Annotated in this window: 17 protein-coding genes; 9 read left to right on the top strand and 8 right to left on the bottom strand. The window is 34.5% G+C overall.

Annotated elements, in window-relative coordinates; genetic code table 11:
• Positions 1-3: 3 nt before the first annotated feature.
• The 5 genes from argC to NST10_RS09160 all read right to left on the bottom strand — a co-directional run bounded on the left by argC (position 4) and on the right by NST10_RS09160 (position 6408).
• A complete protein-coding gene (argC, locus tag NST10_RS09180; protein WP_339212077.1) occupies positions 4-1035 on the bottom strand; it encodes an N-acetyl-gamma-glutamyl-phosphate reductase in 1032 nt (343 codons plus the stop codon).
• A 38-nt stretch (positions 1036-1073) separates the two neighbouring features.
• Complete coding sequence (gene rocD, locus NST10_RS09175) at positions 1074-2258, bottom strand: ornithine--oxo-acid transaminase (RefSeq protein ID WP_001084444.1); 1185 nt, start codon at positions 2256-2258, stop codon at positions 1074-1076.
• 252 nt (positions 2259-2510) lie between these two features.
• Complete coding sequence (gene brnQ / locus NST10_RS09170) at positions 2511-3866, bottom strand: branched-chain amino acid transport system II carrier protein (RefSeq protein ID WP_000728178.1); 1356 nt, start codon at positions 3864-3866, stop codon at positions 2511-2513.
• A 277-nt stretch (positions 3867-4143) separates the two neighbouring features.
• On the bottom strand, positions 4144-4701 hold the full coding sequence (locus NST10_RS09165; protein ID WP_000606761.1) for an isochorismatase family protein: 558 nt from the start codon (positions 4699-4701) through the stop codon (positions 4144-4146).
• Positions 4702-4767: 66 nt separating this feature from the next.
• Positions 4768-6408 carry an alpha-keto acid decarboxylase family protein gene (locus NST10_RS09160; protein WP_000813536.1) on the bottom strand — a complete coding sequence of 547 codons (1641 nt, stop codon included), beginning with the start codon at positions 6406-6408 and terminating at the stop codon, positions 4768-4770.
• A 191-nt stretch (positions 6409-6599) separates the two neighbouring features.
• Here NST10_RS09160 and NST10_RS09155 point away from each other — a divergent pair, with 191 nt between their 5' ends.
• On the top strand, positions 6600-6701 hold the full coding sequence (locus tag NST10_RS09155; RefSeq protein WP_000979527.1) for a hypothetical protein: 102 nt from the start codon (positions 6600-6602) through the stop codon (positions 6699-6701).
• On the opposite strand, the gene ptsG is transcribed toward NST10_RS09155, so the two are convergent.
• Positions 6680-8725 (bottom strand): glucose-specific PTS transporter subunit IIBC, encoded by a 2046-nt coding sequence (gene ptsG, locus NST10_RS09150; RefSeq protein ID WP_001227718.1) that lies wholly within the window; start codon positions 8723-8725, stop codon positions 6680-6682. The two genes, NST10_RS09155 and ptsG, sit on opposite strands and share 22 nt — an antisense overlap.
• A 584-nt stretch (positions 8726-9309) precedes the next feature.
• Here ptsG and mupG point away from each other — a divergent pair.
• The 4 genes from mupG to NST10_RS09130 are packed head-to-tail and all read left to right on the top strand — an operon-like array spanning position 9310 to position 13605.
• Positions 9310-10365 carry a 6-phospho-N-acetylmuramidase gene (gene mupG, locus NST10_RS09145; protein WP_000145567.1) on the top strand — a complete coding sequence of 352 codons (1056 nt, stop codon included), beginning with the start codon at positions 9310-9312 and terminating at the stop codon, positions 10363-10365.
• A complete protein-coding gene (murQ, locus tag NST10_RS09140) occupies positions 10365-11261 on the top strand; it encodes an N-acetylmuramic acid 6-phosphate etherase (protein ID WP_000432017.1) in 897 nt (298 codons plus the stop codon). Before mupG ends, murQ begins: the two co-directional genes overlap by 1 nt.
• A gap of 11 nt (positions 11262-11272) precedes the next feature.
• Positions 11273-12727, top strand: coding sequence for a PTS transporter subunit EIIC (locus NST10_RS09135; RefSeq protein ID WP_000159755.1), 1455 nt, complete (start codon positions 11273-11275; stop codon positions 12725-12727).
• A 2-nt stretch (positions 12728-12729) separates the two neighbouring features.
• Complete coding sequence (locus NST10_RS09130) at positions 12730-13605, top strand: MurR/RpiR family transcriptional regulator (protein ID WP_000181832.1); 876 nt, start codon at positions 12730-12732, stop codon at positions 13603-13605.
• A 194-nt stretch (positions 13606-13799) separates the two neighbouring features.
• On the opposite strand, the gene NST10_RS09125 is transcribed toward NST10_RS09130, so the two are convergent.
• Positions 13800-14081, bottom strand: a complete 282-nt coding sequence (locus NST10_RS09125) for a hypothetical protein (RefSeq protein WP_001573602.1) — start codon at positions 14079-14081, stop codon at positions 13800-13802.
• A gap of 212 nt (positions 14082-14293) precedes the next feature.
• On the opposite strand from NST10_RS09125, the gene NST10_RS09120 reads away from it, so the two are divergent.
• Together NST10_RS09120 and NST10_RS09115 are read left to right on the top strand one after the other, a co-directional pair.
• Positions 14294-17083 carry a type I restriction endonuclease subunit R gene (locus NST10_RS09120; RefSeq protein ID WP_000331344.1) on the top strand — a complete coding sequence of 930 codons (2790 nt, stop codon included), beginning with the start codon at positions 14294-14296 and terminating at the stop codon, positions 17081-17083.
• A 199-nt stretch (positions 17084-17282) separates the two neighbouring features.
• Positions 17283-18146 carry a sce7726 family protein gene (locus NST10_RS09115; RefSeq protein WP_000370339.1) on the top strand — a complete coding sequence of 288 codons (864 nt, stop codon included), beginning with the start codon at positions 17283-17285 and terminating at the stop codon, positions 18144-18146.
• Positions 18147-18350: 204 nt separating this feature from the next.
• On the opposite strand, the gene NST10_RS09110 is transcribed toward NST10_RS09115, so the two are convergent.
• The gene (locus NST10_RS09110) at positions 18351-19943 is read right to left on the bottom strand and encodes an ABC transporter ATP-binding protein (protein WP_000067363.1); all 1593 of its coding nucleotides are present in this window, start codon (positions 19941-19943) and stop codon (positions 18351-18353) included.
• Here NST10_RS09110 and NST10_RS09105 point away from each other — a divergent pair.
• Together NST10_RS09105 and NST10_RS09100 are read left to right on the top strand one after the other, a co-directional pair.
• Positions 19900-21378, top strand: coding sequence for an ABC transporter permease (locus NST10_RS09105; protein WP_001799604.1), 1479 nt, complete (start codon positions 19900-19902; stop codon positions 21376-21378). The two genes, NST10_RS09110 and NST10_RS09105, sit on opposite strands and share 44 nt — an antisense overlap.
• 5 nt (positions 21379-21383) lie before the next feature.
• Positions 21384-22547, top strand: a complete 1164-nt coding sequence (locus NST10_RS09100) for an ABC transporter permease (protein ID WP_000240107.1) — start codon at positions 21384-21386, stop codon at positions 22545-22547.
• Positions 22548-22560 lie beyond the last annotated feature (13 nt).

Genomic DNA, 22560 nt, shown 5'->3' with positions numbered 1-22560 from the left:
CCCTTATGGATAAACTGGTGATTGTTTTAGGCCAGTCGTAACTTCAAAATCATATAATATATTTAAGTTTTGAATGGCTTGACCACTTGCCCCTTTGACAAGGTTATCAATCACTGATACTAAAATTGCTGTTTGCGTTGTTTCATCTACATAGATACCGATATCGCAGTAGTTACTACCGAGTACTTCTTTTGTGGTTGGAAAAGTCCCAATATTTCTAATTCTGACAAATGGCTGATTAGCATAATAAGAGGTCATTAATTTATGTAATGATTCAGTCGTATATTCAGATGATAATTTGACATATATTGTTGATAAAATACCTCGTGTCATTGGTACGAGATGTGGTGTAAATATGACTGATACATCTTGACCCGCAATGATAGATAAATATTGCTCGATTTCCGGTTTGTGTTTATGGTTTCCGATTGCATAAGCGCTTAGATTTTCATTCATTTCTGAAAAATGAACACGTTGTGATAATGAACGACCAGCACCTGACACGCCGGTCTTAGCATCAATAATAATAGATGACAAATCTACAATTTTTTCGCTAATAAGTGGATGTAATGCTAATAACGTTGCTGTAGGGAAACAGCCAGGGTTAGAAATGAGTTTCGTTCCATTGTTATCTAAAGATTGCCATTCTGAAATGCTGTAAATAGCATGATTCAAATCATCTTGTGCTGCAGCAGTTTCTTTGTAATATGCTTCATATATTTCACGGTTTTTAATTCTGAATGCACCAGATAAATCAATAACATGAATTCCTTTTTCTACTAAAGGAGGGATACATGTTTTACTCACGGGTGCTGGTGTAGCAAAGAAAATTACATCACAGTCATTATTGTCCACTGTAAGTGCTTCGAAATGTTGCATAATATGTTGTAAATGTGGAAATGTTAATTTCAACGGCTCATCTACTTTTGAATGTGAGTAGATGTGTGCAATCGTTACATGAGGATGTGTTTGTAATAATCGAATTAATTCAATTGCGCCATAACCGCTACCGCCAACGATACCTACTTTAATCATCATGAATCCCTCCTATATCATATATAAATGATTAATTGTTAATTTTTAAAAACGTCTTGAAAAGCTGCAACAATTTGATTGATTTCCTCTTTATCAATGACTAGAGGTGGTGACAATCGAATGATAGTACGATGCGTGTCTTTGCATAAAATGCCACGTTTAATCAGTTGTTCAACGAAAGGTGCGGCATCTGTGTTAAGTTCGATGCCAATAAATAAACCACGACCTCTAATTTCTTTAATACTAGGATGTTTAAGTTGTAGCAACGCTTTTAATAAAAATGAACCTAAGCGTTCTGATCGTTCAACCAGTTGTTCATCTTTAAGTACATCAAGCGCTGCCGTCGATATTGCAATGGCTAAAGGGTTACCACCAAATGTTGAGCCATGTGTACCTGGTGTTAGAACTCGCATGACATCATTATTTGCAAGCACAGCAGATACAGGGTATAAGCCGCCACCCAATGCCTTACCTAAAATATAAATGTCTGGAACGACTTGCTCCCATTCCATCGCAAACCATTTCCCAGTTCTACCAAGACCAACTTGAATTTCATCTGCAATCAATAATATTTGATGTTTATCACATAGTTGACGCACAGCTTGGATATATCCTTTCGGTGGTATATTAACGCCACCTTCACCTTGAATTGGTTCTAAAATAATTGCTGCTGTATTTGGTGAAATAGCTTGTGTTAATTGCTCAATATCTCCAAAATCTACTGTTTTAGTACCTTGAAGTAGGGGGTGAAATCCTGATTTATATGCGTCGTGGTTAGATAGTGATAATGAGCCAAGTGTACGACCGTGAAAATTGTTATTCATAGCGATGATTTCAACTTGTCCGTCAGTGATGCCTTTAACGTCAGAGCCCCATTTTCTAGCAATTTTAATGGCTGCTTCAACAGCTTCAGTACCAGAGTTAAGGGGGAGTACTTTGTCTTTCTTAGCAAGATGACAAATTTTTTCTTCCCATTTCCCGAGATTGTCACTATAAAGGACACGTGAAATGATAGACAACTTTGAAGCTTGTTCTGTCATCGCTTTAACAATTGTTGGATGACAATGGCCTTGGTTTGCAACTGAAAAACCCGAAATGCAATCTATATATTGTTTGCCATCAGTATCCCAAACTTTGCCCCCTTTCCCTTCAGTAATTACAAGCTTCAGTGGTGCATAATTATTAGAGCTATAATAATCAGTTAATTCAATGATTGAATTCATCGGTCGCCCTCCTTTATATTTATACAATTTAAAGAATTAATATTAATATATTACAGTTGTTCAATATAAGTGTCAAATGTAAATTTAATAATATAAAGATAAAGTTGTGTATGCATTAATGTGGTTCGTAAAATGAAAGTACTAATATTTTTCGTGGATAATCATTAATATGTATGTATACGAGTGCAGTTTAATGTAGTATGAATAAAAAATGCCACAAGCATATGTTTAACATATGACTGTGGCATAGTATTATGCTTGTGGAATTTTACGATGCTTAATTTTATAAATAATGAAGCCGATAATGAAACCAATCAAACTGAGAACAACCCAGCCCATACCAATGTCTGATAATGGTAAATATTTTTGGCTGAAATTAATCAAAGTTTGTGAGAATGATGTGCTTGAAATGAACTCTGGACTAGCTTTTAATCCATCTACTAATGCAGCAATCATTGTAAAGAAAATGGTACATTGATAAATAATTTTTGAATGATGGAATTTGCTGCTAAATAATGTTAGTACAATCAGGGCAATTGCTAATGGATATAAGAACATTAACACTGGGACTGAGTACATAATAATTTTAGTTAAGCCAACATTCGCGAATAAGAATGAGATAAAGCTCACAACTGTTGCAATCGCTAGGTAATTCATTTTAGGGAAAAGGTGTTCAAATGTTTCTGAAAATGCCGTAATTAAACCGATAGCTGTTTTTAAACAAGCAACCATAACGATGAGTGATAACAAGACGATACCGTAGTTACCTAAGTAGTATTGCGTAATTTGCGCTAAGGCAATACCACCATTTTCACTAAGTTTGAAATGACCAATACTTAATGTACCCATGATTGCTAGTAGGGTATAAATGATCCCCATCATAATGATACTGATAGTACCAGACTTAATTGTTTCTTTAGCGATATCAGTTGGATTTTCGATACCTAACTTTTTAATCGTTGCAACAATGATGATACCAAATGCCAATGACGCTAGCGCATCTAAGGTATTGTATCCATCTAAAAAGCCGTTAAATAAGGCGTTTGATTGATATTGTTTACTAATAGGTGCATCAGATATGCCACCTAATGGATGGATAAAAGCAAATAATAAAATAATTGCTAATAATACTAAGAATACCGGATTTAAAAATTTACCGATATATTCTAAAATTCTTGATGGCTTTCTCGCAAAAAACCATGCAATCACAAAGAAGACGAAGCTGAAAATAAATAAATATAAAGTGATTTGCTTTGGTGATAAAAATGGCGAAAATGCAATTTCAAATGATGTAGTTGCCAGTCTAGGTAAGGCGAAAAATGGTCCGATAACTAGATATAAGGCAATCGTGAAAATATAAGCATATGTTTTATTAACACGCGATGCAATTTCAAATAAACCAGATGTCTTTGAAATACCAATAGCAATGATACCTAGAAATGGTAAGCCAATTGCTGTAATTAAAAATCCTAAGTTAGCGATAAAAACGTTAGAACCAGCAGCTTGACCCAAGTGTATTGGGAAGATAAGGTTGCCGGCACCAAAGAATAAACCAAATAACATAGAACCAATAAACATGTTTTCTTTAAATGTTAGTTTCTTCTTCATATATGTATTTGTTCTCCTTTTTAGAACTTATAAAAATCTACTTAATTAAGATAATATCAAAAATTAAACCTAAAGTGATACATAATTTTGTAATAAATACTAAATTTTTTGAAAATTCCGGAATAAATACTGTTTTTTATGTAGTAAGGGCATAGGTTAAGAACGGTTTAACAGATATAGAATATGTTTATATAGTGGAGGTTAGACAACCCGACGTATTAATACATTGTGAAATAAAGATACCCCCTTCAATATAATCGAAGGGGGAAGTGAATGTTTAGTTCAATATATTTAGCAAGTCGTTTGTGGTTATGGTTTGTCCCATCAATGGGAATACATTATCTATTGGGAATTGATGTAGCGTTTCGTTTTGTGCACTCATCATATCTGTAACAAAATACTGATCGTAGTTTAATTGATAGGCGTCTCGTGCTGTCGTATCTACACCAACATGTGTTGCTACACCGCCAAGAACAATTGTATCAATTCCTCGACGTCTCAACTGTAAGTCTAAATCCGTTCCTACAAATGCACTAAATTGTCGTTTATCTATGACAAAATCGTCATCTCTTTTGTCTAGTAAATAATGGAAATGGCTGTAGTCATCGCCTTCTTTTGGTGGTAATGAGATCATTGCATTTGGTTGCAATGCATCTTTACCATCATAGAAATTCACGCGAACAAAGGCGATAAAGCCATTGTTTTTTCTAAAAGCTTCAATTAATTTGTTAGCATTTTGAACAACATTTTCAGCTGTATGTGGCGCATAATCCATTTTAAGAATACCTTGTTGCAGGTCGATTAACACTAAAGCGGTTTTATCAAAATTAATCATCTTATATCAGAGTCCTTTTCATTTAATAATATATTCGCTTAAACTTATACCCTGAATACGATGAAATTATTTATTTTGTTGTGAAAAAGCTTTAGCAATATCGATCAGTTTCTTCGGTGCATCTTCGACAGACATTTTGACTTCGACAAAATGCATCACATCGGGATGGCCATTAATTGTATTAAATACCTCTTGTAAATCTTTTGATGATTCAACGTCATGAATTTCAACATTTTTACCACCAAATACAGCTGGTAAAGCTTTATAATCCCACATGTGAATTTCATTATAAGGTTCATACATGCCGTGAATAAGTCGTTCTACCGTATAGCCGTCATTATTAATCACAAATAATACCGGTTTAATATGCTGTCTAATCATAGTTGAAATAGCTTGAACAGTTAGTTGCAATGAGCCATCGCCAATTAATAATAAGTTACGACGATCTTTGTCTGCTAATTGTGAACCTAATGTTGCAGGTAATGTATAGCCGATAGAACCCCATAACGGTTGCCCTATAAAAGTATTGCTTTTGTATAATGCTAAATCATAAGCACCAAAAAATGATGTACCTTGATCAGCAATAATGACATCATTTGGTTTTAAGAAATTTTGCATCATTTTAAAATAAGTTTGTTGTGTTAATGGTTCTGTGCCAACAGTATAATCGGGTGATGTTGGACGATGATATGCAGGAAACGATGCGTTATTCGTATATGATATATCGGTCAATTGTTGTAGTAATGATGATAGAGATATTTCATCATTTGTAACATCATCAATTTTGATATTGTGATGATTTAACATAACGACATCATCGATATTGAATTGGTATGAAAATCCTGCTGTTGCTGAATCTGTTAATTTGGCTCCAATATTTAAAATTAAATCGCTGTTGTCCACATAATCTCGTATTTTATCTTCGGCAATTTTCCCATCGTAAATACCCATATAATATGGATTTTCCTCATTAAAAGCACCTTTTCCTAATGAAAGTTGTGCTACTGGTATCTGTGTTTGATTTACAAAATCTTCTAATTCTTGATGGAGGTGAAAACTGTTAATTTCATGTCCAGTAATGATGATAGGCTGCTTCGATTGATGCAATTTAGATACTAATAACTCTATATATGTTGATGCATCAGTATCTTTGGCTGCCGTTACTTCGAATGGTGTCGGTATCTCAATTTCAGAGATTGCGACATCGATTGGTAAATGTAAATGAACTGGGCGTCTTTCGGCGATTGCTGTATTAATTAAGCGTGGTATTTCAGTTGCTGCATTTTCAGGTGTGATATAACCTTGTGCAACGGTTATATGTGCAAACATTTTTCGGTAGTCGTCAAATGTACCTTCACCAAGTGAGTGATGTACATATTTACCGGCTTGTTCAACAGCACGTGTCGGCGCACCTGTAATCGCAATGACAGGTATGCGTTCAGCATACGAACCTGCGATACCGTTGACGGCACTTAATTCGCCAACACCAAATGTAGTAACTAATGCAGCGAGTCCATTAAGACGGGCATAACCGTCCGCTGCGTAACTTGCGTTTAATTCATTTGTATTTCCTACCCAATCTACATTGGGATTACTGATAATATCGTCTAGAAAAGCGAGATTAAAATCACCAGGAACACCAAAAATTTTATCGACGCCTGCTCGATGAATAGCGTCAATTAAGTAAGCTCCAATGCGTTGTTTCATAAAAAAACCACCTTTTCTCTATATTTACACTTAAAATGATAGCCTCGAATATAGTGTAAGGTCAAGGAAGTTGACTTTGTTGTGAAAACGCTAACAATAGTGAGCAATTAATATTTTTTAGGAAATGAGTATGAAGGGGGATTTAATTGATGATTTTAAAATTCAAAATTTAAGGGGAGAGCGAACTATCAATGATGCTGCAAAACACAATCGCAATGAAAAAACAGGCGCGTCACCTTATGAAGGTATACGCACCTGTTTATAGTAAGCATTATTTAGCTTCAAATAATTGATCGCCAAATGAAATGTTGCCATGTTCACCTTGTTTAAAATCAAGGTTTGTAATGTTTCCTTGTGTAACGATAATAGGCGTAATATCACTCTTTGCATGATTGCGGATGTAGTCTAAATCAAAGTTGATTAATAAATCACCTTGTTTAACTTCTTGACCTTCCTCAACATGTAAAGTAAAGCCTTCTCCGTTTAATTTAACAGTGTCTAAACCGATGTGGATTAATAGTTCTAAACCACTATCTGATACAAGACCAATTGCATGTTTTGTTGGGAAAATCATTTGTACTTTACCGTTGAATGGTGCACGAACTTCACCTTGTGAAGGTTTAATAGCGATACCGTCACCCATCATTTTTTCGCTGAACACTTGATCAGGCACTTCTGATAATGGTGTTACTTCACCAGTTAATGGTGCATGCACGATATGGCTCAATTCGCTTGTTGCAGATTTATCTTCTGCAACAACAACGGTTTCGTCTTTATCGTCTTCCATAGTAGTAGGGTTTTCTACTACTTGACCATTCATAATCTGTTGCATTTCATGTTTGATTTGGTCAGATTTTGGACCAAAAATTGCTTGCATATTATTGCCGACTTCTAATACACCAGATGCGCCTAAATCTTTCAAACCAGGAACATCAACTTTAGATTTGTCGTTAACTTCAACACGTAGACGTGTGATACAAGCGTCTAAATGTTTAATGTTTGCTTTGCCACCCATAGCTTCTAATACTGCATATGGTAATTCAGTTGCTGAAGCAGTAGCCGCTTGTGATTGTTTATCTTCACGACCTGGTGTTTTGTATTTTAATTTTACAATTAGGAATCGGAATACGAAGTAGTAAATGACTGCGTATACAAGACCTACAGGAATGACTAACCACCATTGTGTCTTATTAGGTAGTATACCGAGTAAGAAGTAGTCGATGAAACCACCTGAGAATGTATAACCTAGATGAAGATCTAATAAGTACAATGTTAAGAATGATAAACCATCAAGTACTGCGTGAATAAAGAATAATAATGGTGCTACGAATAAGAATGAGAATTCTAAAGGTTCTGTAATACCAGTTAAGAATGATGTTAAAGCAGCAGAACCCATTAAACCGGCTACTACTTTCTTGTTTTCAGGTTTAGCTGTGTGATAAATTGCTAAAGCTGCTGCAGGTAAACCGAACATCATAACAGGGAATTCACCTTGCATGAATTTACCAGCTGTTAAATGTGCACCTTCACGAATTTGTTCGATAAAGATACGTTGGTCACCGTGAATAATTTCACCTGCTGCATTTTTCCATGAACCAAACTCGAACCAGAACGGTGCGTGGAAAATGTGATGTAGACCGAATGGAATTAATAAACGCTTGATGAAACCAAATAAGAATACGGCAACACCAGTATTTGAGTCTAATAATCCTGTACTGAATGCATTTAATCCTGTTTGGATTGTTGGCCAGATTAATGCCATTGGGAATGCTAAAATAAATGATGTTGTAGCCATCATAATAGGTACGAAACGCTTACCAGCGAAGAAACCTAAATAAGATGGTAAGTTAATGTTATAGAACTTGTTATAACACCAAGCTGCCAGGGCCCCGATTATAATACCGCCGAACACACCTGTTTGTAATGTTGGGATACCTAAAATGCTAGCGTAACCACTCGCTGGATCACCAATGTTCTTAGGTGTTACTTGTAAAAAGTCACCCATTGTTTTGTTCATGATTATGTAACCGACGAATGCTGCGATAGCTGCTACACCATCACCGCCAGCTAATCCGATTGCGACACCTAATGCGAAAATCATAGGCAAGTTATCAAAAATGATACCACCAGCACCTGTCATTAATTTAGCGACAGTTTGTACGCCACCATTTTGTATAAAAGGCAAGTAGTGTTGTAATGCTTCGCCTTGCATAGCTGTACCGATAGCTAATAACAGACCCGCTGCTGGTAAAATCGCAACAGGTAACATTAGTGCCTTACCAATACGTTGCAATTGACCGAAAAGTTTCTTCCTCACTTGTCCAACCTCCAAAGTTGTATTTATTATTTAAGATTCAATAAAAAAGACACGAGCAAATAGACTGTGTTGGTAACCATCACAGCTTAATTTAACTCATGCCTAATCTTACTTAGTAACACGTTGGTGTATGTAATTAATGTAAAAGAAGCAATTGACTAAGTAGTATATAAAACGGATACGTTAGTTTATCTAGCTTACCATCACATCTTATTGAATCTTATTTGTTTGCGACTCCTATTTTAGCATGGTGAAGTATGCGTTTTCAATACAATTATTAAATTCAATTTCAAATCTCTTAATTGTTCACAGATTATTATTAAAACATAATATAAGATAATCCTGAATAAAATGTATAAAAGTTGTTGTAACAATTCAGCAATAGCAACTGTTTTCGAGCGTTAAATGATAAGAAAAATATGTCGTTTAAAAAAATTAACTTGTGACAGAAATATGTAAGATTATTACAATGAACAGGCTTTATCTGATTAATATTGTAATGTGTTTTCTCTTATAGTAAAATGTAAGCGATTACACAACTCAACTATATTTTCCTAATAATTATATTGTTAAGGAGGGCTACTTTGACAGGCTTTTCAGTGTATTTAGGACAACCTTTAGATGAAGCGTATATTAAGCGAATGATTAAACAAGGTTACCAAATGATTTTTACATCTGTACAAATACCAGAAGAAGATGACGAGACAAAATATCATTATTTCACAAAACTACTCAATTTATTAAAACATGAACAAGTGACTTACCTCATAGATGCTAATCCATCTATATTAACACCATCTTTTTATGAGCATCTTCGACAATATGATGCACAATTTATGATTCGTATCGATCATAGTACATCAATTGAGGCAATCGAAGCGATAATGGCACAGGGTTTAAAGTGCTGTTTGAATGCAAGTATTATTTCCCGGGAATTGTTAACAAGCTTACATCAACAATTGAATGATTTTACATTACTTTCATTTTGCCATAACTATTATCCAAGACCAGATACGGGATTATCTGTTGACTTGGTCAATAAGAAAAATGAACTCATTTATCAATTTAATCCAAAGGCACAAATATATGGTTTTATTGTAGGGAGTGGTTTGCGAGGTCCTTTGCATAAAGGCTTGCCAACAATTGAAGCAACGAGACATAGTCATCCTGTCGTTGCAGCTAAATTATTACAAGAAACTGGTGTATCTGAAGTGTTAGTTGGAGACTCATTGATTGAAATAAGGCAGGCAAAACAACTTATAGATTTTTGTAAGCATAGGCATTTCACGTTATGTATTGAAGAAGTGTTTGATACGACAGTGACTTACCTTTTCGATATGTGTCATAAAGTACGTCCGGATAATCCGGAGAATGTCATTCGTTCGGAAACGTCAAGACAAATATGTCCGCATTCGATTCAACCACAGTTTACGACGCAACGACGCATTGGTTCAGTAACCGTTGATAATTTGAATAACGGACGTTATCAAGGTGAAATGCAAATTGTGAGACAAACGCTTAGTGCACATGACAGTGTGAATGTTGTTGCACAAATTATTAAAGAAGACTTACCACTGTTAAGTTGTATCGAGCCGAATGATACATTTGATTTTCAAAAAACTAGGGAGTGTAAGAAGTGATGGAAAATAGTACGACCGAAGCGCGTAATGAAGCGACGATGCATCTTGATGAAATGACTGTGGAAGAGGCATTAATTACGATGAATAAAGAAGATCAGCAAGTCCCGTTAGCAGTTCGAAAGGCAATACCACAATTGACAAAAGTAATTAAAAAAACAATTGCACAGTATAAAAAGGGTGGACGATTGATCTATATCGGTGCAGGTACAAGTGGACGATTGGGTGTCTTAGATGCAGCGGAGTGTGTACCTACATTCAATACTGATCCTCATGAAATTATAGGTATTATTGCTGGTGGACAACATGCTATGACGATGGCTGTAGAAGGTGCGGAAGATCACAAAAAATTAGCGGAAGAAGATTTGAAAAATATAGATTTAACATCAAAAGATGTCGTTATAGGAATTGCCGCGAGTGGCAAAACGCCATATGTTATAGGCGGTTTAACATTTGCTAATACAATCGGTGCTACAACAGTATCTATTTCATGCAATGAACATGCAGTTATAAGTGAAATTGCGCAGTATCCAGTAGAAGTTAAAGTTGGTCCAGAAGTATTAACTGGTTCAACGCGTTTAAAGTCTGGTACAGCACAAAAATTAATTTTAAATATGATTTCAACCATCACAATGGTTGGTGTCGGAAAAGTTTACGATAACCTCATGATTGATGTTAAAGCAACCAATCAAAAACTGATCGACCGTTCAGTGCGTATTATTCAAGAAATATGTGCTATCACATATGATGAAGCAATGGCGTTATATCAGGTATCTGAGCATGATGTGAAAGTTGCGACAGTTATGGGTATGTGTGGCATTTCTAAGGAAGAAGCAACAAGACGGTTATTAAACAATGGTGACATTGTTAAACGAGCAATCAGAGATAGACAACCTTAGGAGGGATTTAAATGACCAAAGAACAACAACTTGCAGAACGAATTATTGCTGCAGTAGGTGGTATGGATAATATAGATAGTGTCATGAACTGTATGACACGTGTGCGTATTAAAGTATTAGATGAAAATAAAGTAGATGACCAAGAACTAAGGCACATTGATGGTGTCATGGGTGTTATACACGATGAACGCATTCAAGTTGTAGTTGGACCTGGTACAGTCAATAAAGTGGCTAATCATATGGCTGAGTTAAGTGGTGTTAAACTAGGTGACCCAATACCACACAATCACAATGATAGTGAAAAAATGGACTATAAATCATATGCAGCTGATAAAGCAAAGGCAAATAAAGAAGCACATAAAGCAAAACAAAAGAATGGTAAGTTGAATAAAGTATTGAAATCAATTGCCAATATCTTTATACCGTTGATTCCTGCATTTATTGGAGCTGGATTAATTGGTGGTATTGCAGCAGTACTGAGTAACTTAATGGTGGCAGGCTATATTTCAGGTGCTTGGATTACGCAACTTATAACAGTATTTAATGTCATTAAAGACGGTATGTTAGCATACTTAGCTATTTTCACTGGTATTAATGCGGCTAAAGAATTTGGTGCGACACCAGGACTTGGTGGCGTGATTGGTGGTACAACGTTATTAACGGGTATTGCTGGTAAAAATATTTTAATGAATGTTTTCACTGGAGAACCATTGCAACCTGGACAAGGTGGAATTATTGGTGTTATTTTTGCCGTTTGGATTTTAAGTATTGTCGAAAAGAGATTGCATAAAATTGTGCCAAATGCGATTGATATTATTGTAACGCCGACTATTGCATTGTTGATTGTAGGACTATTAACTATCTTTATCTTTATGCCATTAGCAGGTTTTGTTTCAGACAGTTTAGTTTCAGTAGTTAACGGAATTATTAGTATTGGTGGCGTATTTAGTGGATTTATCATTGGTGCAAGCTTCCTACCGTTAGTTATGTTAGGGCTTCATCATATTTTTACGCCAATTCATATAGAAATGATTAACCAATCTGGTGCTACTTACTTATTGCCAATTGCAGCGATGGCTGGTGCTGGACAAGTAGGTGCCGCATTAGCACTTTGGGTAAGATGTAAACGCAACACAACATTACGTAATACTTTAAAAGGTGCATTGCCAGTTGGTTTCCTAGGTATTGGAGAACCATTAATCTATGGTGTGACTTTGCCATTAGGTCGACCTTTCTTAACTGCTTGTATTGGCGGTGGTATTGGTGGCGCTGTAATAGGTGGAATTGGACATATTGGTGCCAAAGCAATAGGCCCAAGTGGTGTGTCACTATTACCATTAATCTCAGATAATATGTATTTAGGTTATATTGCAGGATTACTTGCTGCGTATGCTGGTGGATTCGTTTGTACATATTTATTTGGAACGACAAAGGCGATGCGACAGACAGATTTGTTGGGTGATTAATGATGACAAATATTTTATATCGCATTGATAAGCAGTTGAGTGATTTTACGAAGACAGAAAAGATAATCGCTGATTACATTTTAAAGAATCCACATAAAATCATTGATATGACTGTGAATGATTTAGCAGATGTTACGAATGTTAGTACAGCATCAATTGTTAGATTTAGTCGGAAAATGACACATCAAGGTTTTCAAGAGCTAAAGATTGCGATATCTCGATACTTACCCGAAGATATTGCAACCAATCCACATTTAGAATTGATTGAAAATGAATCTGTAGAAACTTTGAAAAATAAAATGATTGCTAGAGCAACGAATACGATGCGATTTGTAGCTACTAATATTATGGATGCGCAAATTGATGCAATTTGTGATGTGTTGAAAAATGCCAGGACAATATTTTTATTTGGATTTGGCGCATCGAGTTTGACTATTGGTGATCTTTTTCAAAAGTTATCTCGTATTGGCTTAAATGTCAGGTTATTACATGAAACGCATTTACTTGTGTCAACATTTGCGACGCATGATGATAGAGATTGCATGATTTTTGTGACGAATCAAGGTAGTCATAGTGAATTGCAGTCAATTGCACAGGTGGCCACACATTACAGTATTCCCATCATAACTATATCTAGTACAGCTAATAATCCAGTGGCTCAAATTGCAGACTATGCATTGATTTATGGCAGAACTGATGAAAATGAAATGCGTATGGCGGCTACAACGTCACTATTTGCACAGTTATTCACGGTAGATATATTGTACTATCGATTTGTAGCATTAAATTATCATGCGATTCTAGATTGTATAACCCAATCGAAAATGGCACTTGATAATTACAGGAAGCATCTTGCGACGATAGATTTTAAACATTAGATATTGTGTGCGTTCTAATATAAAGTTAGTTGCAACGTAAACAATTGAAGTTTTTGATGTGATTTAGTTGCTTGATGAAAAATTGTTGATACAAGTTTGTAAAACTGGCATAGAAGTTATTTTGAAAATGATAAAAGTGTGACAAATTAAAGCAAAGTTCAGGTTTGAGCTTTGCTTTTTTCATAGTATAGAAATTAAATGTTGAAGAATAATTTTAATGCTAAATGAACTAATACGAAGGTGCTAAAAGTAATTATTATCAAATTAGTGATATGAATGAAATGTTTAAATCGTTTGCGTTGATTGTATTCGGGACTTTTATAGAGTAGGTAGTAGTACATAAAGAGTATGGCTGCGAACATGCCGAATATTGAAGTGAAGTTACCTACAGTGACTGCCATGAAATGATTTAAAGTTAAATAATAACTTAGACTGATAATTAAAAATAAAATGATTTGATAGGTAATTAACACCATTCAAGTCCCTCCATTAATCGTAGGCAAAAAATTTATCAATGATTTGATTATTTGTATTCAAATTTTAGTATACGACTTACCTCAAACACAAATATTAAAATATAAGACAATAAAATTAGAATAAATTTACGTTTGAAGATAAAAAACAAACATTTTTCATTAAAGTTTATGATATATTTAGAGCAATAGAAAGTGTATGGAAGGGGATATGAATGGCATACCAAAGTGAATACGCATTAGAAAATGAAATGATGAATCAACTTGAACAATTGGGTTACGAAAGAGTAACGATACGTGATAATAAGCAATTGCTTGATAATTTTAGAACGATTTTAAATGAGCGTCATGCGGACAAATTAGAAGGCAATCCCTTAACAGATAAAGAATTTCAACGTCTGTTAACGATGATTGATGGGAAAAGTATTTTCGAAAGTGCCCGTATTTTACGTGATAAATTACCACTTAGACGTGATGATGAGTCTGAGATTTATTTGTCGTTTTTAGATACGAAAAGTTGGTGTAAAAATAAGTTTCAAGTGACGAATCAAGTATCGGTCGAGGATACATATAAAGCACGTTATGATGTAACGATATTAATCAACGGACTACCCCTTGTCCAAGTTGAATTGAAACGTCGAGGCATTGATATTAATGAGGCGTTTAACCAAGTAAAACGTTACCGTAAACAAAATTACACAGGCTTATTCCGCTACATACAAATGTTTATCATTAGTAATGGTGTTGAAACGCGATACTTTTCTAATAATGATAGCGAACTATTGAAGAGTCACATGTTTTATTGGAGTGATAAACAGAATAACCGAATCAATACATTGCAATCGTTTGCTGAGTCATTTATGAGACCTTGTCAATTAGCTAAGATGATATCACGCTATATGATTATTAATGAAACAGATAGAATACTGATGGCAATGCGTCCGTATCAAGTGTATGCGGTAGAAGCACTTATTCAACAAGCGACTGAGACAGGGAATAATGGATATGTGTGGCATACAACGGGAAGTGGTAAGACGTTGACTTCTTTTAAAGCGAGTCAGATTTTATCACAACAAGATGACATTAAGAAAGTTATCTTTTTGGTTGACCGTAAAGACTTGGATAGTCAAACAGAAGAGGAATTTAATAAATTTGCTAAGGGTGCTGTCGACAAAACATTTAATACCTCGCAACTGGTACGCCAACTAAATGATAAAAGTTTGCCACTTATTGTAACGACGATTCAAAAAATGGCTAAAGCGATTCAAGGTAATGCCCATTTATTAGAACAGTATAAAACAAATAAAGTTGTATTTATTATTGATGAGTGTCATCGCAGTCAATTTGGTGACATGCATCGTCTAGTTAAACAACATTTCAAAAATGCCCAATATTTTGGGTTCACTGGTACGCCACGTTTCCCAGAAAATAGTAGTCAAGATGGTAGAACAACTGCAGATATTTTTGGTAGATGTTTACATACGTATTTAATTAGAGATGCCATTCATGATGGTAATGTACTTGGTTTCTCAGTTGACTATATTAATACTTTTAAAAATAAAGCTTTAAAAGCAGAAGATAACAGCATGGTTGAAGCAATTGATACGGAAGAAGTATGGTTAGCGGATAAACGTGTGGAATTAGTAACACGACATATCATCAATAATCATGATAAATATACACGTAATCGTCAATATTCAAGTATATTTACAGTTCAAAGTATTCACGCGCTTATTAAATATTATGAGACATTTAAGCGACTTAACAAAAAGTTGGAACAACCATTAACGGTAGCTGGTATATTTACGTTTAAACCTAATGAAGATGATCGTGATGGTGAAGTGCCATATCATTCACGTGAAAAATTAGAGATAATGATTAGTGATTATAATAAAAAGTTCGAGACGAATTTTTCAACAGACACAACTAATGAGTATTTTAACCATATTTCAAAAAACGTTAAAAAGGGCGTTAAAGATAGTAAAATTGATATCTTAATCGTTGTTAATATGTTCTTAACTGGTTTTGATAGTAAAGTACTGAACACTTTATATGTTGATAAGAATTTAATGTATCATGATTTAATTCAAGCGTATTCACGTACAAATAGGGTTGAAAAAGAATCAAAGCCATTTGGTAAAATTGTAAACTATCGTGACTTGAAAAAAGAGACAGACGATGCACTGAGAGTATTCTCACAAACAAATGATACGGATACAATTTTAATGCGTAGTTATGAAGAGTATAAAAAAGAATTTATTGACGCTTATCGTGAGCTTAAAATGATTGTGCCGACACCACACATGGTTGATGACATTCAAGATGAAGAAGAGCTAAAGCGCTTTGTTGAAGCTTATCGTTTATTAGCTAAAATAATATTACGTTTAAAAGCATTTGACGAGTTTGAGTTTACAATTGATGAAATTGGAATGGATGAACAAGAGAATGAAGACTATAAAAGTAAATATTTAGCCGTGTACGATCAAGTAAAAAGAGCGACGGCTGAGAAAAATAAAGTATCCATTTTAAATGATATTGATTTCGAAATAGAAATGATGCGTAATGATACGATTAATGTGAATTATATTATGAATATATTGAGACAAATTGATCTTGAAGACAAAGCGGAACAACGTCGTAACCAAGAACAAATTAGACGTATTTTAGATCATGCAGATGATCCGACATTGAGGTTAAAACGAGATCTAATTAGAGAATTCATCGACAATGTTGTACCTTCTTTAAATAAGGATGATGATATCGATCAAGAATATGTTAATTTCGAAAGTATTAAAAAAGAAGCGGAGTTCAAAGGATTTGCTGGAGAGAGATCTATCGATGAACAAGCCCTAAAAACAATTTCAAATGACTACCAGTATAGTGGTGTTGTAAACCCACATCACCTTAAAAAAATGATTGGTGATTTGCCATTGAAAGAAAAACGTAAAGCAAGAAAAGCCATTGAATCTTTCGTGGCAGAAACAACTGAAAAATACGGTGTGTAATGATTCAGCCCCCTCGCTAGATTAGTGTAGGGGGCATTATTATTTCATTAGAAAAGGCTCATGTGTTTGGCAATCATCATTTGGTTTCAATACAATTTTATCATCGTATTTGTATAGAAATAATGTCTATAGGCATTTAAAATAGTTTATAATATTAACAGGATAAGTATTAAATGTATGTTGAAGGAGGTGCGTAGCTATGGATAATAGAAATATGATTAATCGTGTTTTTAGTCAAAAGATATTACATCAAATTGCAATCAAAAATAAAAGTGATGTTGTTGATGAGGCATATGATTTTTATATACAAGGGCCTAAAAATATCAATGTAATACAGAAAATGAAGTCTTTATATAACTATCTTAAAAAGTCTTATCGTAACGAATATTTTTATAAAAACACAATGCTTAATAAACTCCTTTTAGGACTACATTCTGTTAATACAACTACTGCACTTTCTGAGATGCCTATAGGAAATAGTATTGCTGATTTTATATTGTTAAATGGTAAAGGCGTTGTCTACGAGATTAAAACAGAATTAGATAAGTTGGATAGATTGGATAATCAAATTAATGATTATTATGAAGTATTTAATTATGTAGTAGTCATTACAAATGACAAACACTTGAATAAAGTTATGGCTAGATACAAAGATACAACAGTCGGAATTTTAGTATTAACATCTAGAAATACACTGAGTGAAGTTCAAAAACCAAAAGAAAACAATAGTCTCTTAAACTCAAAAGCGATGTACAACTTTTTACGAAAAGAAGAAAGAAAAAGAGTTATTGCACAAAATCATATGGATGTGCCAACTTATAATGATTTCACAGAGTATGATGTGTTATTTGACGTGTTTAAAGAAATACCAATGACGAAACTGCATAACAATATGATTTTTGAGTTGAAAAAAAGAGGCAACATGAAAGAATACAAAGATGAATTTTTAGCAGCTCCGACTGAAATTAAGTTCTTGTTATATTTCGCAAAAATGACAAAGAAAGATAAAAATAAACTATATCATTTTCTTAAGGATACAAATAATCCCCCGCACTTCACATAGTGGCGGGGGATTTATCATGCGTTAAAATGCCCAAAGTATGGGTGTGACCCTTAAATCATGGCAAAGCATCTAACACTTGATATGGTGCCGAGCCCTAACATAGCACAATATAGTTAGTATGACAAAGTCATCTAACATAACACATCAGATGTTGCCCGATTTATTCCAGACCATACAGTGATAAAGTTGCACAACGCATGACTTTTATTTAGCAATAACTGCTACTTCTGAAATAAGTTGCTTTGCATAGTCTGATTGCGGATGTTTGATAATATCTTCTGTGTTATTAAGTTCAACGATTTCGCCATTTTTCATAACTGCAACTCGATCACATATTTCATTGATAACACCCATGTCATGTGTGATGAATAAATAAGTGATGCCGAAGTCTAACTGTAATTGTTTTAATAACTCGATGATATCTTTTTGAATTGAAACGTCTAAAGCTGATACTGCCTCGTCGCAAACAATCACTTTAGGTTCTACAGCAAGTGCTCTTGCGATACTTACACGCTGGCGTTGCCCACCAGATAATTCGTGTGGATAGCGATATAAGAAACTTTGATCTAGGCCAACTTTTTCTAACAACGATACGATAGTTTTAATAATGTCGTCATTATCTTTGACTTTCCCATGAATGATTAGTGGTCGTTTAATCACATCAATGACTTTAAATCTTGGATTAATAGATGCGAATGGATCTTGGAAAATCATTTGTATCTCTTGTCGTAAAGATTTCAATTCATCATCTTTAAATAAACTTAATGGTAATTCGTTATACCAAATAAAGCCTTCTGACACTTCCTTTAGACCGACGACCGTCTTAGCTAATGTCGATTTCCCTGACCCTGATTCACCGACAATGCCTAACGTTTCGCCTTTTCTAATAGCCAAGTTAATATCATTAACTGCTCGGTATAGGCTGCCACTCGGTGATGTGTAATCCACGCTCACGCGATCGAATTTTAATAAAATATCATTGTTTAACGGTCTTGGCGGACGCGTTTGATGAATATCAGGAATCGCATCTATTAAGCGTTTCGTATAGGTATGTTGTGGCGATTTAAAAATACTTTCAACCGTGCCACTTTCAACGACACTTCCATCTTTCATTACAATCACATCGTCGCAAAATTGATACACAGCACCTAAATCGTGAGTGATAAAAATAATAGACGTTTCTGTGTACTCATAAAGGGACTTCATTAACTGCAGTAATTGATTTTGTGTACTGGCATCTAATGCCGTTGTTGGTTCATCTGCGATTAAAATTTGTGGCTTTAAAATCAATGCCATTGCTATCATGACACGTTGACGCATACCACCAGAAAGTTCATGCGGATAAGCATCAAATTGTCGAGTTGCATGTTTTATACCTACTTTTTCTAAAATGTCTATTGTCATCGACTTTGCTTCAGATTTAGATACACGTTTATGTTGAAATAGTACTTCTGTAATTTGTTTGCCAATCGTTAATCTTGGATTCAACGAAGAGAGTGGATCTTGAAAAATCATTGAAATATCCTTGCCTCGAATTTGTTGTAACGCTGAAGTTGATAAATTAGTTAACGATTGCCCATTAAAAATAATTTCTCCTGTTAACGTGTGATCCGGATAATCTGGTAGTAGCCCTAAAATAGATTTAGCGGTAATACTTTTTCCTGATCCTGATTCACCAACAATACCTAGGATATGTTTTTTTCGTAATTCGAAAGAGACGTTTTTTACCGCTTGAACTGTAGTTTCATCATAATTGAATTGTACATTCAGACTGTTGACTTCTAATAAATTTGACATGATGTTGTGCCTCCCTATTCACAAATGTGTAAATTTATTCTATACTTTTGTATATCATAGTAATCTACTCAAGATTATTTTACAAGGAGTGATTAGCATAATTACTTATTTAGAATCTTTTAAGTCGTTGTATCACAAGGCATTTTACAAGTTTGTATTATCGGTATTAAGCTTGCCATTATTTTTATATGCAGTGATAAAGTTTTTCTTTTCTGCTAAGAGAAAAAATTTTTACGCTAATAATTCTGAAATTTCAGAAATCGAACAGGCGTTACATCAAAAATATAAATATTTATCGCAGCAAAAGTCATCCACACAAATACATAAAGAAGCATTAAAAATATTCAAGACACAAAGTTCTAATACGAATTCAAAGAATATTGAACAAGCACATTTTTCAACATACTTTGAAAATGTATTATTTCATAAGTTCATCATTATCAAAGTGATATTGGCGTTACCGATGTTCATCTTATTGACTATTTATTTACAGCCATTAGTTAGATATATTTTTGAGCGAATTGTCATGGCTGTGATTGTCATCATTGGTGTTATTGTCAGTGTGTTTAGCATTCTGTATTTTTCACCGCTTGATGCGGCTTATAGCATACTGGGACAAAATGCAACAAAGGCACAGATACATCAATTCAATGTATTACATCATCTTAACGAACCTTATTTTATTCAATTGTGGGATACCATCAAGGGTGTTTTTACCTTTGACTTAGGTACGACTTACAAAGGGAATGATGTTGTGACTAAAGCAGTTGGCGAAAGAATTCCAATTACAATAATTGTCGCAGTATTAGCGCTAATTGTGGCATTAATTATTGCAATACCAATTGGTATTATCAGTGCGATGAAGCGAAATAGTTGGCTTGATATCACGTTAATGATAATTGCATTAATTGGTTTGTCTATTCCAAGTTTCTGGCAAGGGTTATTATTCATTTTAGCGTTCTCATTGAAATTGGATATTTTGCCACCATCTTATATGCCAGAACATCCAATATCGTTGATTTTACCTGTACTTGTCATTGGAACAAGTATTGCTGCTTCTATCACGCGTATGACAAGGTCTTCTGTACTTGAAGTAATGCGCAGCGATTATGTTTTAACTGCTTATGCAAAAGGATTATCGACGACACAAGTGGTTATTAAACATATTTTGAAAAATGCCATTATTCCAATTGTAACGCTAGTTGGTCTTCTAGTGGCAGAGTTACTAGGCGGTTCAGCAGTGACGGAGCAAGTATTTAACATTAATGGTATCGGTCGTTATATCGTCCAAAAACAACTAATACCTGATATCCCAGCAGTCATGGGTGGGGTCGTATATATATCAATTGTAATATCTTTAGCAAACTTAATTATTGATATATTTTATGCTTTAATCGATCCAAAATTACGTAGTGAAATTAACGAAAGGAAGTGAGGCATATGGTAAAACTTACAACAAAGATAGCTTCCTTAAAACTATTCGCAAGTTATGCTATTGCAACTTATATTTTAGTTATATTAACGAGTGCATTAAATCTTTTTAAAGGTTATGTGGCCGATACGTTCTATATTGCTGAAACATTGCTAATCGTTTTAACCATCATTTTAATTATCATCTTAACAACGGAACAAACATGGAAGCATCATGACCTATGGCGACGTATCGTCGAAGTGTTGTTATTGTTGATGACATTAACAGGGAACGTATTTACATTATTAATGTTTGTAAGTATTAGACGTTACCAACGTACATCGCAAATACATAGTTATAATGGCTGGGAATCGTTTATACGAAAAACTACTAGACATCGTATTGCGATTATCGGGTTACTTATTTTAGTCTATATGCTGACATTATCAATTGTGTCACAATTTACATTTGATACGACATTGGCTACTAAAAATCAGTTCAACGCACTGTTACATGGACCGAGTCTAGCCTATCCGTTTGGTACTGATGATTTCGGTAGAGACTTATTTACACGCGTAGTTGTCGGAACGAAGCTGACATTTTCAATTTCAATTATTTCAGTAGTTATTGCAGTTGTTTTTGGTGTGTTACTAGGCACTATCGCAGGTTATTTTAATCATATTGATAATTTAATAATGCGAATTTTAGATGTAGTGTTTGCAATTCCATCATTATTGTTAGCGGTGGCAATTATTGCATCGTTTGGAGCAAGTATTCCAAATTTAATTATTGCTTTAAGTATCGGTAATATACCATCATTTGCACGGACAATGCGTGCCAGTGTTTTAGAAATTAAACGCATGGAATATGTAGATGCAGCACGTATCACTGGTGAAAACACTTGGAATATCATATGGCGTTATATTTTGCCGAATGCGATTGCGCCTATGATTGTACGTTTTTCATTAAATATAGGTGTGGTTGTATTAACAACAAGTAGTTTAAGTTTCCTAGGACTTGGTGTTACACCTGATGTAGCTGAATGGGGCAACATTTTACGTACCGGTAGTAACTACTTGGAAACGCACAGTAATTTAGCTATTGTACCTGGTATTTGTATTATGTTCGTCGTTTTAGCATTTAATTTTATAGGTGATGCAGTGCGTGATGCGCTAGATCCAAGAATTCATTAAAAAGGTAGGGATA

The sequence above is a fragment of the Staphylococcus sp. FSL W8-0305 genome (assembly GCF_037966415.1).
GTDB lineage: Bacteria > Bacillota > Bacilli > Staphylococcales > Staphylococcaceae > Staphylococcus > Staphylococcus aureus.
Note: the sequence above shows the minus strand (reverse complement) of the source record. Positions and strands in the feature narration are given on the sequence as shown.